Origin of the sequence: Streptomyces sp. NPDC005820, assembly GCF_040630255.1 — a bacterium.
Classification (GTDB): domain Bacteria; phylum Actinomycetota; class Actinomycetes; order Streptomycetales; family Streptomycetaceae; genus Streptomyces.
Window position 1 is genome coordinate 54,421 of record NZ_JBEXXE010000041.1, and the last position, 14,591, is coordinate 69,011.

At 74.7% G+C, this 14,591-nt stretch carries 12 protein-coding genes and 2 pseudogenes; 5 read left to right on the top strand and 9 right to left on the bottom strand.

Annotated elements, in window-relative coordinates; translation table 11 throughout:
* Position 1 precedes the first annotated feature (1 nt).
* The 5 genes and pseudogenes from ABZ464_RS38510 to ABZ464_RS38530 form a co-directional block, all read right to left on the bottom strand.
* On the bottom strand, positions 2–1,717 hold the full coding sequence (locus ABZ464_RS38510; protein ID WP_359285616.1) for a trypsin-like peptidase domain-containing protein: 1,716 nt from the start codon (positions 1,715–1,717) through the stop codon (positions 2–4).
* Positions 1,714–2,088 carry a CU044_2847 family protein gene (locus ABZ464_RS38515; protein ID WP_359285618.1) on the bottom strand — a complete coding sequence of 125 codons (375 nt, stop codon included), beginning with the start codon at positions 2,086–2,088 and terminating at the stop codon, positions 1,714–1,716. The genes ABZ464_RS38510 and ABZ464_RS38515 overlap by 4 nt, the downstream gene beginning before the upstream one ends.
* Before the next feature lie 85 nt (positions 2,089–2,173).
* Positions 2,174–3,532 carry a carboxyl transferase domain-containing protein gene (locus ABZ464_RS38520; RefSeq protein WP_359285621.1) on the bottom strand — a complete coding sequence of 453 codons (1,359 nt, stop codon included), beginning with the start codon at positions 3,530–3,532 and terminating at the stop codon, positions 2,174–2,176.
* Entirely contained in the window at positions 3,529–4,974 is a 1,446-nt protein-coding gene (locus tag ABZ464_RS38525; protein WP_359285624.1) for an acyl-CoA synthetase, read from the bottom strand. Before ABZ464_RS38525 ends, ABZ464_RS38520 begins: the two co-directional genes overlap by 4 nt.
* Before the next feature lie 176 nt (positions 4,975–5,150).
* Positions 5,151–5,349: pseudogene (locus ABZ464_RS38530) on the bottom strand (hypothetical protein); the annotation flags it as partial.
* A 30-nt stretch (positions 5,350–5,379) separates the two neighbouring features.
* On the opposite strand from ABZ464_RS38530, the gene ABZ464_RS38535 reads away from it, so the two are divergent.
* The gene (locus tag ABZ464_RS38535; RefSeq protein ID WP_359285626.1) at positions 5,380–6,273 is read left to right on the top strand and encodes a hypothetical protein; all 894 of its coding nucleotides are present in this window, start codon (positions 5,380–5,382) and stop codon (positions 6,271–6,273) included.
* Between the two features lie 248 nt (positions 6,274–6,521).
* Here the strand turns inward: ABZ464_RS38535 and ABZ464_RS38540 are convergent, their stop codons facing one another.
* On the bottom strand, positions 6,522–7,148 hold the full coding sequence (locus tag ABZ464_RS38540) for a hypothetical protein (protein ID WP_359285629.1): 627 nt from the start codon (positions 7,146–7,148) through the stop codon (positions 6,522–6,524).
* Positions 7,149–7,284: 136 nt separating this feature from the next.
* On the opposite strand from ABZ464_RS38540, the gene ABZ464_RS38545 reads away from it, so the two are divergent.
* Complete coding sequence (locus ABZ464_RS38545; protein ID WP_359285632.1) at positions 7,285–8,058, top strand: IclR family transcriptional regulator; 774 nt, start codon at positions 7,285–7,287, stop codon at positions 8,056–8,058.
* Complete coding sequence (locus tag ABZ464_RS38550) at positions 8,055–8,903, top strand: SMP-30/gluconolactonase/LRE family protein (protein ID WP_359285634.1); 849 nt, start codon at positions 8,055–8,057, stop codon at positions 8,901–8,903. Before ABZ464_RS38545 ends, ABZ464_RS38550 begins: the two co-directional genes overlap by 4 nt.
* A 143-nt stretch (positions 8,904–9,046) precedes the next feature.
* On the opposite strand, the gene ABZ464_RS38555 is transcribed toward ABZ464_RS38550, so the two are convergent.
* The 3 genes and pseudogenes from ABZ464_RS38555 to ABZ464_RS38565 form a co-directional block, all read right to left on the bottom strand.
* Positions 9,047–10,477 (bottom strand): pyridine nucleotide-disulfide oxidoreductase, encoded by a 1,431-nt coding sequence (locus ABZ464_RS38555; protein WP_359285636.1) that lies wholly within the window; start codon positions 10,475–10,477, stop codon positions 9,047–9,049.
* Between the two features lie 515 nt (positions 10,478–10,992).
* Positions 10,993–12,090, bottom strand: a pseudogene (locus tag ABZ464_RS38560) (MAB_1171c family putative transporter); the annotation flags it as partial.
* Positions 12,087–12,746, bottom strand: a complete 660-nt coding sequence (locus tag ABZ464_RS38565; protein ID WP_359285639.1) for a toxin-antitoxin system, toxin component family protein — start codon at positions 12,744–12,746, stop codon at positions 12,087–12,089. The pseudogene ABZ464_RS38560 and the gene ABZ464_RS38565, both read right to left, overlap by 4 nt.
* Before the next feature lie 249 nt (positions 12,747–12,995).
* Between ABZ464_RS38565 and ABZ464_RS38570 the strand changes: the two genes are divergently transcribed.
* Together ABZ464_RS38570 and ABZ464_RS38575 are read left to right on the top strand one after the other, a co-directional pair.
* Positions 12,996–14,354 carry an extracellular solute-binding protein gene (locus tag ABZ464_RS38570; RefSeq protein ID WP_359285642.1) on the top strand — a complete coding sequence of 453 codons (1,359 nt, stop codon included), beginning with the start codon at positions 12,996–12,998 and terminating at the stop codon, positions 14,352–14,354.
* Positions 14,351–14,591 (top strand): hypothetical protein (locus ABZ464_RS38575; RefSeq protein ID WP_359285644.1); only part of this gene is annotated, 241 nt, incomplete at its 3' end. The genes ABZ464_RS38570 and ABZ464_RS38575, both read left to right, overlap by 4 nt.

A 14,591-nucleotide genomic window follows, 5' to 3' on the forward strand; every position in this document is an offset into this window, starting at 1 on the left:
CTCAGGAGACGGGGGAGCGGGCGTGGGCGGGGGTGTCGCCGTGCGGGTCGGTGAAGACGCGCGGGTCGTCCCACAGCAGCTGGATGTCCCGGGCCCAGTGGCCCTCCTCCGCGTCGGCCTCCTCGCGCAACGCCAGGACCTCGCGCGGGAGTTCGGCGGGCGGCACGGCGGAGACACAGGCGTCCAGCTCGTCCAGGAAGGTCTTGCCCGCGCAGCCGTCGCCGCCCGCGCAGCCCCCGGCGCCGCCCGCGCAGCCGCCCCGCGACCAGACGACCACCGGGGCGGGCGCGGTGAGCGAGGTGTCGAAGTGGGGGCGGGTGGCGGAGGCGGCCGGGGCGGTGGCGAAACCGGCGAGGCACGCGTCGGGCTTGCGCAGCCTCAGCCGCAGCCGGGCGGGGTCCTCGGGGCTGCCGCACTCCACCCGGTGCACCCGCGCCCCCGGCAGGGTGTCCAGCCGCCGCCAGGCGCGGGTCAGCTGGTGCCGGGTGCCCGGCCGCAGCCGCGCCTGGTCGGTGACGACGAGCGGGTAGACGGACCCCAGCGGGGTCTCGTCGTCCGGGGCGCTCGCCCAGCGGTCCACCGGCAGGTCGATCCAGTCCCGGGGCAGCGCGAAGGCGATCAACTCGTCGCAGCCGGGCGTCAGATACCGGAACGCGGCGTCGATCCGCTCCTGCACATAGGCCCGCACCCGGGCCTGCGGCACGGTCTCGGAGGCGACCGGATGCCTGCGGCCCCCGCTGTACGCGGACACCTCCACCCGCACATGCCCGTCCCCGGCGCCGCTGTGCCGCAGATCGACGAGGATCGGCGACCAGGCGGGCGCGGCGGCCGGCGCGGCGGGGGCCCGGAACAGCGCCTCCACCTGGGCGCTGAAGCGGGCGACGGTACCGGCCGCGTCGGCGCCGTCGATCTCGCACAGAACGAACAGGGCCGCCGACCACAGCGAGTCGAAGCCCTCCTCGGGCGCGTCCGGGTCCAGCGGCCCCCGGGCGGCCTCGTAGAGCCGTACGAGCCGTACGGGATCGCAGTCGAGGTGCGCGCGCACGGCCCGCTCGACGAGTCCGCGCAGCCGGGCCCGGTCGGCCGCCCCGTGGTCGGAGGTGGGCACCAGGCCCTCCAGGTCGGGCCAGTAGCGGGCCATGACCTCGGTGGGCATCATCCGCCCGTTGCGCACATCCTGCGCGCCCGCCGCCGCGGTGACCATGCCGACGACCTCGCCGGTGTCCGCGAGGGCGACGGCGGCGCCGCTGAACCCGGGCGCGAGCGGCTGCCCGCCGGGCTGCCAGGCCTCCAGCTGGATCCATTCACGGTTGAGCAACTGGGCGGCGGTGACCCGGTATTCGGCGAGCGTGCCCTCGTCGAAGCCGACCGGGAAGCCGTACACGACGAGTTTGCGGGGCCGGTCGGCACGCTCGCCGTGCGCCGCGTCGACCGGGGCGAGCGCGGCCGGCGCGATCGGCACCTCGTACGCCAGTTCCAGTACGGCGAGATCGCCGAGGTCGGTCGGGCCGCCGCCCCAGCCGCCGTCGGCGATCACCCGCGCCGGTACGGCCGGGAAACCCGGCCGCTCGGTGAAGGTGACGGTCAGTCCGTCCGCCGCGCCGCCCCGACCCACCACATGGGCGCAGGTCAGCACCTTGCGCGGGGTGATCAGGAAGCCCGCCCCGGCGACCTGGCCGGCGGTCTCGATCCGGGCGTGCCACTCGGCGCTGTTCATGAGGCGGCGGCGGGCTCCGGCCCCCCGGCCGACGGGGGCCGTCGCGCGTCGTCCGGCGACGGGGACCAGGTCAGTTTCACCACGAGGTGCCCCTCCGCCGTGCCCTTGGCGATGATCGCGCCGGTCTCCGCCGAGAGCTTCACCCCGAACTCGATCTCCACCCCGTCCGGCCGTAACGTGCCGTCCCGGAACACCCGCAGCGCGGACTCCGCCGCCGCGCGCACCCCTTCCAGGGCGCCCTCGAACGTACGGGCTGCCTGGACCGTGCCGTCGCCGCGCGCCACCAGCCGTGACCCGGGCCGCCGGTCGGCGGCCTCCTCCACGGAGACCACGGCCCCGTCGTCGGTCCTGAACTCCACCATTCCTTCCACAGCGCCCCCGTAGCCCCTTCTCTCGTCCCGCGTCTCTCGCTCTTCCGGCTTCCGCAGGCCTCTGCGGCTCTGCGCATCCCCATTGTTACGGACGGTGCTCGGGATTGTCCTGTTCCTTCACCGGCCGGACCACCCCCAGTTCCACCAAGTCCTGGGGCCGGATGCGCAGTTGGTCGGCCGTCGCCGCCACCTCCCCGGGCGGACGCTTGAGGATCGCGGCGGCCATCTCCGGCGCGATGACGGAGAAGTAGCCGTCCGGCGCGGCCCAGGTGCGGCCGGGCGCGGCCAGCGCGAGCGCCCCGCCGGAGCCGCCCTCGCCGATCACCAGGGTGGTGACCGGCGTCCGCACGGTGGCGAGGACCCCGAACAGCTCGGCGATCGCCGCGCCCGCGCCCTGCCGTTCCGCCTCGGCGTCGTTGGCCGCGCCCGGCGTGTCCACCAGGGTGAGCACGGGGATGCCGAGCCGGTCCGCGAGCCGGATCAGCCGGGTCGCCGTACGGTATCCGGCGGGCCGGGTGGCGGCCCCGGTCTGCGCGGCGTACGCGACCGTACGGCCGTCGTGCTCGCCGAAGCCGCAGAGCATCCCGTCGGGGTCGGTGCCCCCGCAGCGGTCGCCGGAGACCGCGACGCGGTGCGTGAAGTAGGCGTCCAGGTACCGTGCGGCGCGCGGCCGGCGGGGCGAGCGGGCGCGGCGCACGGCGTCCCAGCCCGAGGCCGGCAGGTCCCGCGCGCCGAGCGGCTCCGGCACCAGGGCCGGCTCGCCGGACGCCCCGGTCAGCAGCCGCAGCCACCGCCCGAGCGTCTCCCGCAGCTCCGCGGCCGGTACGACGGCGTCCGCCGCCCCCGCCGCGACCTGCGCCTCGGCCGTGTACGCGGCCGGATCGGCGTCCGCCGGCCGCACCCGTGACCCGGCGAAGCCGACCTGGGCGCCGGGCAGCGCGAGCACGACGTCGGCGCCCGCGCCGAGCGTGGCCCAGCCGCCGCCGGTCGTGGGGTCCCGCAGCACCGCGATCTGGGCCAGACCGGCCTGTCGGGTCAGCGCCGACTGCCGCGCCACACGCTGGAGTTGGGTGAGGGCGAGCATGCCCTCCTGCATTCGGCTGCCGCCGGTGGCGACCAACGGCACGACGGGCAGCCGGTGTTCCCGGGCATGGGTGTACGCCGCCTCCAGCCGGTCGCCGGTGCGCCGGCCCAGCGAGCCGCCCAGGAAGCCGAACTCGAAGGCGATCAGCACCACTGGGGTGCCCCCGACCCGCGCGGTGCCGCAGACGACGGACTCGGTCTCGCCGGTGCGTGCGGCGGCGCGGGCGCGCGAGAGGTCGTAGCCGGGCCAGGCCAGCGGCCCGTCGCTGCCGAAGTCCCGCTCGGGGTAGGGGAGTTCGGTGAAGGTGAGGGAGTCGGCGACGAGGGCGACGACCTTGCGGGCACTCGCACGTTCCGTCATGCCGGCAGCGCCCGTTTCATGATCTTCCCCATGTCGTTGCGGGGCAGCGCGTCGAGGTACCGCACCTCGCGGGGCCGCTTGTGCGGGGCGAGCCGCCGGGCCACATGGTCGGCCAACTCCGCGTCCCCCGGCGGCGACTGGGGATCGACCGGGACGATCCAGGCGACGATCCGCTCCCCGAGGTCCGCGTCCGGCGCCCCCGTGACGGCCGCCTCGCGCACCCCCGGATGCTCCAGCAGCGCGTTCTCGATCTCCCCGGCCCCGATCTTGTACCCGCCGCTCTTGATGAGATCGGTGGCCTTGCGCCCCACGATCCGTACGTACCCGTCCGGATCGAGCACGGCCACGTCACCCGTGCGGAACCAGCCGTCGGCGGTGAACGCGGCGGCGGTCGCGTCGGGCCGGTTGAGGTACTCCGTGAACAGGTTCGGACCGCGCACCTGGATCTCGCCGACGGTCTCCCCGTCGTACGCCGCGACGGCCGCCCCGCCCTCGTCGACGAGCCGCAGCTCCACCCCCGGCAGCGGCACCCCGACGGTCCCCGCCCGGGCCTCCCCGTCGGCCCGCACCGCCGTGTTCATCAGGGTCTCCGTCATGCCGTACCGCTCGATCACCCGCCGACCGGTCGCCGCCGCGATCCGCTCGTGGTCGTGCACCGGCAGCGCGGCCGAGCCCGACACCAGCAGCCGCGCCCCCGACAGCGCCTTGACCAGCTCGGGGTCCGCCGGGAGCGCCTCGGCGATCCGGTGGTACATCGTCGGCACCCCGAACAGCATGGTCGCGCCGCCGTTCAGCTCCCGGGCCACGCCCTCCGGGGTGAACCGCCCCAGATGCCGTACGGACCCGCCCCGCCGCAGCGGCCCGAGCACGCCCAGCACCAGCCCGTGCACATGGAACAGGGGCAGCCCGTGCACCAGCACGTCCTCCCCGGTCCACCGCCAGGCGTCGGCGAGGGCGTCCAGGGTGGCGGCGACGGCCCGCCGGGGGATGACCGCGCCCTTCGGGGGGCCGGTGGTGCCGGAGGTGTAGACGACGAGGGCCGGGTCCTCGTCGCCCACGGCCTCCCCGGCGGGCATCGGCCCGACGGCGGACACCTCGATGTCCACCCGCTCCAACCCGGCCAGTGCGGCGGGCAGTTCGTCCCCGGGGGCCGCGAGGACCAGCCCCGGCGCGCTGTCGCCGAGGATGTGCCCCAGCTCCTTGTCCCCCGACTTCGGATTGAGCGGCACGGCGGCGGCCCCGGCGAGCAGCGCCCCCACCACCGCCACGGCGGTCTCCAGGGCCGGAGTGGCCCACACGGCCACCCTCCCCACCCCGCGCACCCGCTCCCCGACGGCCCCGGCCGCCGCCGCGAGCTCCGCATACGTCAGGCTCCGCTCACCGAACCGCAGCGCGACGCGCTCGGAGGGATCACCCGTGAGGGCGGGAAAGAGAGAGGACACGCGGACGCTCCTTGGACTGGGGGCTGTGCCGGACCGGGGCTGCCGGACTGGTGGCGCCGCTGGACCGGTGGGCCGCTGGACTGGTGACCCTGTGCCCCCGATCCTGCCCCGGCTCAGGCCGTCGGCACCATGTCGGCCAACACACTGCTCACGTCGTCCGGGCCCCGGCTGGACCGCGGCATCCCGAGCCGCCGCGGCCAGGCCACCAGCCGGGCCTGTTCGAGCCGGCCGGCCGCCTGGTAGCGGTACCCGGTGGGCCGGGTCGACCCGTGCGGGCCGCAGCAGCTCCAGCCCGTCGTAGAGCCGCAGCGCCCCGGGCGACAGCCGGCACGCTTTCGCCGAGGCGCGGTTGTTAGCCTTCCGGGGACTGATCATCGGACATGCGCACGAAGAGGGAGTCCCGCTGTGCCCCGTATCGCTCTCGTCACCTGCCGGCCCGGAGCCGAGGTCTCCGTCGACCAGGATCTGCCGGGGCTGGTGGCGGCGCTGCAGGAGGCCGGGGCGGACGCGCGGGCCGTCGTCTGGGACGATCCGGACGTGGACTGGGCGGCCCACGACCTCGCCGTCATCCGCTCCACCTGGGACTACAGCTGGCGCGCGGCCGAGTTCCTGGCCTGGGCCGAGAAGACCGCCGCGGTCACCCGGCTGGCCAACCCGGCCGAGGTGATCCGCTGGAACAGCGACAAGCGCTACCTCGGCACGCTCGCGGCCGCCGGAGTCGCGACCGTCCCGACCCGCTACCTCGCGCCGGGCGACCCGGTCGGCCTCCCCGACGACCACGAGTACGTCGTGAAGCCGACCTCCGCCGGGGGCGCCCGGTTCGCCGCCCGCTACACCCCCGACGAGCACGACACCGCCGTACGGCACCTCGCGCGCCTGCACGCCGAGGGCCTCACCGCGATGGTGCAGCCCTATGTGCGCACCATCGACGTGGCTGGTGAGCGGGCCCTGCAGTTCTTCGGCGGCCGTCTGCTGCACGCCAGCCGCAAGGGCGCCGTCCTCGCGCCCGGCACGCCGTACGACGAGCGCAAGGTGGCTCACCCGGGCCTGGAACCGTGGCAGCCGACGGACGCCGAGCTGGCCGTGGCGGAACAGGCCCTGGCGGCCGTACCGGAGGCCCCCGAACTGCTCTACGCGCGCGTGGACCTCGTGACCGGCGACGACGGCCGCCCCCAGGTCATGGAACTGGAGCTGGTCGAACCGAACCTGTTCCTGTCCCTGCACACCGGTTCGGTGGCGGCGGTCGTCGCGGGGATCCTCGCGACGACCCGCCGCGGCGGGTCCCAGGACACGGCCTAGGTTCGTGTCCGCAAAGTCCCGTCGTCCGCCCGAAGGGCGGGCCGCGCGGCGTCGTGGGGGCCCCTCCCGCGCGAGCGAAGCCGAGCGCGGGGGAGCGTGCTCTCGGCGTGCCGGGCGGAGACCCTCGTACTGGATGTACTTGGGGCTTCGCCCGGCGCGGCGGGTGGGGGTGCCCCCTCTGGGGGAGCGTGCCAGGCGTCGTGGGGCTGGGGGTACCCCCTCTGGGGGAGGGACTTTGCGGACACGGCCTAGTACTCCGGGTACGGCTCGGGCGGCAGCCCGCGGCCGTCGTGGATCGTCGTCCGCTGGAGCAGCCCCCAGGTGAACTCGGCGATCACCTCCCTGGGCACGCCCAGCCGGTCCGGCGCGGTGAACGCCAGCCCCCAGCGGCTGGGGGCGGTCCCCTCCAGCGGCCGGGCCGGGGCGAAGGCGCGGGCGACCTCGTCGACCGTGCAGGACCAAGGGGCCAGGTCGTCCAGGGTGCGCGGCGCGGGGCCCGGCCGCTGCGGGCCGCGGACCAGCCAGTCGTTCCAGACGGAGTTGTTCGGCGCGAGCAGCACCTCGAAGCGCAGATCGGGCCAGAGCGGGATCGGCCACTGCCAGGACTCGCAGTCGAGGTCACCGACGCGGCGGGCGGTCCTCGACTCGGGTTCACCGAGGACCGAGCGGTAACGGGAGAGGGCGCCCCGTGCGTGCGGGGAGTGGACCATGGCCTGCCAGCGTTTGTTGGCCTCCCTCATCTGCGCCAGGGACACCCCCAGGCCATGGCGGGCGTCGTCCACCAGATCCGGGTTGTGGTCGGCCATGCGGCGCAGCAGCACGAGTTGGAAGTCGGCGACACTGAAGGTGCCGGCGAGACGTTTCGGGGTCGGCATGCCCCCATCCTGGCGCACCGAGGCGTTTCAGGACCATTGCCCAGCGCAGCGCCATATGACAGCCTGTGTTCGCCATGCCGATCGCCTGTTGAAATTTCGAACGCAGGCCAGGGACGAAACAGGGAGGGGGCCGGTCGTGGGACGCCTCGTACCAGCCGTGACCCGAGCTCTCGACATTCTCGAGCTCTTCCTCGACGGGGACGGGACGCTCTCCGCCCCCGACATCGTGCGCAAACTCCAGCTCCCGCGCACCACGGTGCACGAACTGGTGACCACGCTCGCCGCGCGCTCCTACATCGTCCCCATGCCCGGACAGCCCGGACGGTACCGCCTGGGCGTCCGCCCGTACCAGCTCGGCAGCCGGTACGCCGAGCAGCTCGACGTCGCCGCCGAGGGTCAGCAGGTCGCCCGCAGTGTCGCCGAGACGTGTGACGAGACCGTCCACGTGGCGATCCTCGAAGGGACGGACGTCATCTACATCGCCAAGGTCGACTCCACGCACGCGGTGCGCATGGTCTCGGCCGCCGGCCGCCGGCTGCCCGCCCACTGCACCTCCGTCGGCAAGATGCTGCTGGCCTCCCTCCCCGAGGCCGAGCTCTCCGCCCGGGTCCCCGACGACGCCCACCTCGTGCGGATGACCCCGAACAGCATCACCGAGCCCGCCGCCCTGCGCACCGCGCTCGCGGAGATCCGGGACCGGGGCGTCGCGGTGGAGAGCCGCGAGTCGAACCCCGACGTCAGCTGTGTGGCCGCCCCCGTCCGCGACCGCACCGGCCGGGTCGTGGCGGCCCTGTCGATCTCCGTCCCCATGATCCGCTGGAGCGACGAGCGCCGCATCGAGCTGGAGCAGCTCGCCGCGAAGGGCGCCGCCGAACTCTCCGAACTCCTCGGCTACCGGAGCGTGGCATGAGCACCTCGTACGACGTCGCTGTACGGGCCGAGGCCACCCTCGGCGAGGGCCCCACCTGGGACCCGGCCACCGGCCGACTGCTCTGGCTCGACATCCTCGGCTCCCGGCTGCACACCTACGACCCCTCGACCGGTAGCCGCACGGTCCGGGTCACCGACCAGCACGTGGGCGCGGCCAAGCCCCGCGAGGGCGGCGGCCTGGTCCTCAACCTCCGGGACGGCGTGGCCCTGCTGGACGAGGACGGCGCGTTCCGCTGGCTGCACCACGAGCCGGTGCCCGGCCGCCGCGCCAACGACGCCGCCGTCGCCCCCGACGGCTCCCTGTGGGCCGGCACCATGCGCTACGACGAGGCCCCCGGCGGCGGCACCCTGTCCCGCTTCACCGGCGACGGCACCGCCGAGGTCTTCCTCGACGACGTGGCGGTGAGCAACGGCACGGGCTGGAGCCCGGACCACTCGCTGATGTACTACATCGACTCCCCGACCCGCCGGGTCGACGTCTTCTCCTTCGCCGACGGCCGGATCTCCGAGCGCCGCCCGTTCGCCGAGATCGAGGAGGGCGCCGGCTTCCCCGACGGGCTGACCGTGGACGCGGACGGCTGCGTCTGGGTCGCGCTCTGGGACGGCGGAGCGGTCCGCCGCTACACCCCCACGGGTGAACTCGACCGCGTCATCACCCTCCCCACCCCCCGGGTGACGGCCTGCGCCTTCGGGGGCGCCGACCTCACCGACCTCTACATCACGACGGCCCGAGTGGGCCTCGACGCCCCCCACCCGGTGGCGGGCTCGCTGCTGGTGATACCGGGGGTGGGGAAGGGGCTGGCCCAGCCCGCCTTCAAGGGCTGAGTCGGTTGTAGGCGGTGGTGCGGGAGCGGGTGCGGTAGCGGCTGCGGGTGCGGGTGCGTGGGGGCTGATCGCGCAGTTCCCCGCGCCCCTGGGGCGTGCGGCTGCCGTGCCGGGAAACCCGGCCGGCACCGGCGGACCCGCGGCTACTCCAGTCCCGCCCGCTTGCGTTCGTCCGCTGTCAACGGCGGTCCGCTCAAGGCCGGCTTGAGCGGACCCCTCGCGGCGGCCAGCAGCACGGACGGCGTCAGCAGCACCGCGGCCCCCCGCTCCAGCGACGTCACGTCCGTCACCCGCCGGGCGATCCGTCCGTTCCCGGTCGCCGTCAGCATCAGCCGCCCCACGTACGCCGACAGCACCCGGTCCCGTGCCGTCGGACCGCCCTCCGTCGCCCCCGGATAGAACACGTCCTGCCCGATCGCGAGATCCCAGGCCGCCCCGGCCGGCCGGGCCACCGCCCGCTGGACCCGCCGCGCCAGCCCGGCCGCCCCCCATCCGTACCGCCGCACGACGTCCCGCAGCAGCGCCGCACTCTGCGCGGCGACGGCGAGACCGTGCCCGTAGAGCGGGTTGAACGCGGCGAGCGCGTCCCCGAGCACCGCGAAGTTCTCCGGCCAGCGGGGCATCCGCTCGTAGAAATGCCGCCGGTTGAGCGTGGCCCGCGTGTACGACACGTCCGTGAGCGGCTCGGCCCGCTCCAGCAGCTCCCCGATGATCGGATGCCGCAGCTCCTCCCGGGCGAACCGGACGAAGTCCCCGGCGTCGGCGGACGGTTCACCGCCGCGCGTACCGTTGAGGGTGACGATCCAGCGCCCGTCCTCGATGGGCAGCAGAAAGCCGGCCCGCCCCGGACGCGCGTCCCGCGGATCCGGCTGCACGTTCACGATCGGGTAGCCGGACCGTGCCTGCTCGGGAGCGAGGTAGAGCCGGCTCGCGTACGCCAGCCCCGCGTCGACCTCGCGCCGCTCCACCTCGGGCAGCCCCAGCTCCGTCAGCCACCGCGACGCCCGCGAGCCGCGCCCGGTCGCGTCCACGACGAGCCCGGCCCGCACCACCCGTACGCCGTCCCCGTCCCGTACGCCGTCCCCGTCCCGTTCCCGGCTGCGGACCCGCACCCCGGTGACCGCCCCCGTCGTGCCCTCCAGGCCCAGCACCTCGGTGCCGTCGAGCAGCTCCACCCGCTCGTCCGCGAGGACCTGCGCCCGGACCGTCGCGTCCAGCAGGTCCCGCCCGGCGAGGATCACATGGTGCGACTCGGGCCAGCGCCGGAACCAGCCGCGCGCCCCCATGACGACCATGTCCGTGGTGACCGGATGCCGGCGCGCCCCGGCCGCCCGCAGCGCCTCCGTGGCGCCCGGCAGCAGCTCCGTGAGCGCCCGCACCCCGCCCGACCACAGCATGTGGGCGTGGCGCGCCTGGGGCAGCCCCCTGCGGGGCTCGGGGCCGTCGGGCAGGACGTCCCGCTCGATGACGACGACCCGCTCGGCGAGCGGGGCCAGGGCGGCCGCCGCGAGCATGCCGGCATGGGATCCCCCCAGGACTACGGCGGTTCTGGCGGGGGTGGGATCTTCAGTCATGCGGGGACATGCTCTCTGCCGGGGCGGACCGCGAGCTCACGGACCGCGTCGATGTCATCGGGATACCGGAGAACCTCGGACACGGCCTGGATCTCCCGCAACAGATAAGTCGTATCCGCCCCGGCCCCGCTCCCGGGGGAGCCGGACATCGCGGACGGGCCGGCGGAACCGGACTCCCCGAGCGCCGCGGGCGCCGAGGCCTCGACACGCGTCGACCCGGCACCCATGCCCTGGGATCCCGCACCCTGGATCGCACCTGGGGCCTGCGCACCCTGGGTCTGCGCACCCTGGGTCTGCGCACCCTGGGCCTGCGCACCCTGGGTCTGCGCACCCTGGGTCTCCGCCTCCGCCTCCGCCTCCGCCTCCGCGCCCCGCGGCTCCACCCCCGTGCTCCCGGGCAGCGTCTCCTCCAGGCGTGGGCCCGCGCCGCGGGCTGCCGCGATGGCGGCGCCGGCGCCGGCGCCCAGGGCGGGGTTTCCGATCGGTGGGGCGGTGTCCCCGGAGCGGGCGGGACGGTCCGCCCCGTCGGCCGGTCCGGTGTCGGCCGGCCCCTCCGGTGACGACTCCCCTCGGCGGCTCGCCGCCACCGCCTCCTGGATCGTCACCGCCGCCGCCAGCGCCTGGGCGCGACCGCGGTCGTGGCCGAGGGCGACCGCGGCGTCGTAGGAGCGCCTGCGCAGGTCGTCGTCGAGGTGGCGGGAGAGCTGGAGGACGGCGTCGCGGATGAAGGTCTCGCGGCGGATCAGCCGGAGTTCGGGGGTGGCCCGCAGCGCGAGGGGCTCGCGGGTGCCGACGACGGGGCGCATCAGCCGGGCGAGCGGCCGGAGGCCGCGGTGCAGCCGGCGGACCCGCCAGCGCTCCTGGAGGTACTGGCCGGCGTGCGGCACGATGAAGCCGATCGCGACCAGGGTGGCCGCGAGACAGGCGGCCGACGGCGCGATGTTGGTGTTCAGCCAGTCCAGGTCGTGCCCGGTCCAGCGGGCCACGACGGCGGTCAGCTTGGCCGCGCTGAACAGCAGGTTCGTCACATACCCGGCCCCCAGGAAGCGCAGCCCCCAGCGCAGCCAGGCGTCGAGGCCCTCGGTGCGGCTCCAGTTCCAGATCAGCCCGGCGGTGACCGAGCAGGCCACCGTGTGCGCGAGCAGATAGAGCAGGATCTCCTCGCGCATGAAGGGCGTGGTGGCGTAGTACGTGTCCAGGTCCCGGATCCGCTCCACGGGCACGTCGGCCAGCGTGAACAGCACCCACAGCGCGACCACGACCCCCGCGTACACGGACACCACCCAGCGGGTGGCCCGCCGGGTCTGGGCCGAACGCTCGGTGAGGTTGTTGCGCCAGGCGATGACCAGCAGCAGCCAGGACGCGGAGAGCGCGGTGAGCAGGGAGTACACCCAGGGCGCCGCGATGTTGGGGACGCCGGTGACCCGGTTGGTCCAGGCGATCGTCCGCGGGGCGGCGAACACGAACACCGCGCAGGCGAACAGCAGCAGTCCGCCGACCGCCCGCAGCAGCGGGTCCCGCCACAGCTTGAGGATGCTGGGCAGCTTGATCGCCAGGGCGGCGCCCAGCACCACGGTGGGCAGCCAGAAGGAGATGTACAGACCGTGGATCACCGGGCCGCGCCCCCGCGTCCGCGATAGCCCAGCGACCGCTGGACCGGCGAGGCCTCCCCGCCGGAGCCACCGAAGCCACCGGAGCCACCGGCCCCGCCCCCGCTACCGTCCCCGCTCACGCCCTCGGCGAGATGGCGCCGGAAGCGGGCCGCGAGCCGGTGCCCGAAGTCGTCCGCCTCGGCCTCGTCGGTCTCCCGGGACCCGTTGCGGGCGGCGACCGTCAGCGCCATGGACTCCCAGTCGCGCCGTCCGGCGAGGACCCCCGCCGCGTCCCGGCCGACACCGTGGTGGTGGTGCCGGTGCCCGGCGTGCAGATGCCACAGCTCATGGCCGAGGATGACCAGTTGCTGCACGGCCTCGGCCCGCTCCTCCACGATGACCAGGTCGAAGTCGCGGAACTCCACCCACAGCCCGGTCACGCCGATCTCGTCGGGGAACCGTTCGAACCGCAGCTCCACGGGGCGTCCGCCGCGCCGTGCGGCCATCGCCTCGCACAGCGCCCGGGACACCTCCCGCACCCCGGCCGGCCGCCGGGGCCCGGCCCGCAGCGCGGCGGAGAGCTCGCCGGTCAGTTCGCGCATGGCCGGCCCGGTCCTCGGGCGCCGCAGCGCGGAGGCGATCCGGGCCGCCGTCCCGCGCGCGCCCGCGATGTCCATCAGGTCCCGCCCCCTTCTCGCCGCCGTACGGCAGCCCGCCCGGCGCCCTCCGGTCGCGGCTTCGAGCCTACGCGGCTGGTTGTGTCCGCGTCACGAAAAGATTCGACGGGGGTGGGGGGAGAGGCGCGGCTGCGATAGAAAGCGCTATCAGACTTCGTGTCGAAACCATTGACGCGCAAGCGCATCGATTTTACGGTCGCGTTCGAAGTTACGGGCAAGATCCGAAATGTCGAACGACAGGGGCAAGGTATGGCACAACCTCGCCTGAATCGCAGGCAACTCCTCACTGCCGCGGGCGGCGCCGTGGTCGCGGGCAGTCTCGGCTTCGCCGCCCTCGGCACCGGGGCCGACGCGCTCGCGGCGGGCAGCCGCACCCGCGTCCGCTACTGGAATCTCTTCCAGGGCGGCGACGGCGCCAACCAGGTCGCGATGGTGGACGCCTTCCGCAAGGAGCACCCGGACATCGCGGTCAAGGACGCCACCCTGACCTGGGGCGGACCGTACTACACCAAGCTCGCCATGGCCGCGGCCGGCAACCGCGCCCCCGAACTCGCCGTCATGCACCAGGGCCGCATCCCCGGCTTCGCCCCGGGCCGTCTCCTGGACCCGTGGGACGTCGACCTCCTCGCCCGGTACGGCGTCCGGGAGGCCGACTTCAACCCGGTCCTGTGGCAGCGCGGCATCGTGGACGGCAAGCTGTACGCCCTCCCCCTGGACATCCACGTCCAGCTGAGCTTCTACCGCAAGGACGTCTGCGAGAAGGCGGGCCTCCTCGACGCCGACGGCCGGCTGCCCACCGTCACCTCGCAGGACGACTGGTTCGCCGTGCTCAAGGCGGCGAAGGCGCAGCTGAAGGACGGACAGCAGACCCTCGGCCTGCACGCCAACGACCAGAACTTCTGCTGGTGGTTCTTCGTCGCCTTCCACCAGCAGCTCGGCGGCACCTACTTCAGCGACGACCACACGGACGTCACCTTCGACACCGGCAAGGCCACGGAGGTCCTGGAGTTCTTCCGCAAGCACGTCACCGACGGCCATGTCACGGTCGGCGAGGCCGACGCCGAGGCCTTCCTCGCCGGTTCCCCCTTCACCTGGGAGGGCAACTGGTCGGTGCCGTACTTCAACTCCCAGAAGATCGAGTACGGCGCCCAGCCGCTGCCCCCCGTCTTCGGCACCCCGGCCACCCACGCCGAGTCGCACTCCTTCATCCTGCCCCACCAGGCCCACCGCGGCGGCGCCGCGAACGAGGACGCCTACGCGCTCGCCGCCTACATGGTCACCCACGCCACCACCTGGGCCAACGGCGGCCATGTCCCGGCGTACCTGCCCACCTTCGAGGACCCGGCGTATCTGAAGCTGGCCCCCCAGAACGAGTACTCGCGCCCCGCGATGGACCATCCCGCCACCGAGCCCCACATCTGGTTCGCGGGCTCCACCGGCATCCTCGCCCAGCGCATGGGCCCGATCGTCGCCTCCTCCAACCTCGGCTCGGCGAAGCCGGAGGCCGCGGCCCGCCGGATGAAGGCCGCCCTCGAACAACTCCTGGCGGCGAAGAACCCGATGGACGGCCGCACGGCCGCCCAGGAGCTGAAGGGAGCGGGCGCATGAGCACCGACACCCGGCGCCAGGAGGGCGCCCGAATCTGGAGCGCCCTCACCCGCCGCCCGAAGAGGACCGGCGTCCGGCACCGGGAGGCATTCGGCGTCCGCCGCCCGGAGAGGACGGGCGTCCGGCACCGGGAGGCGTCCGGCGTCCGCCGCCCGGAGAGGACGGGCGTCCGGCACCGGGAGGCGTCCGGCGTCCGCCGCCCGGAGAGGACCGGCGTCCGGCACCGGGAGGCGTCCG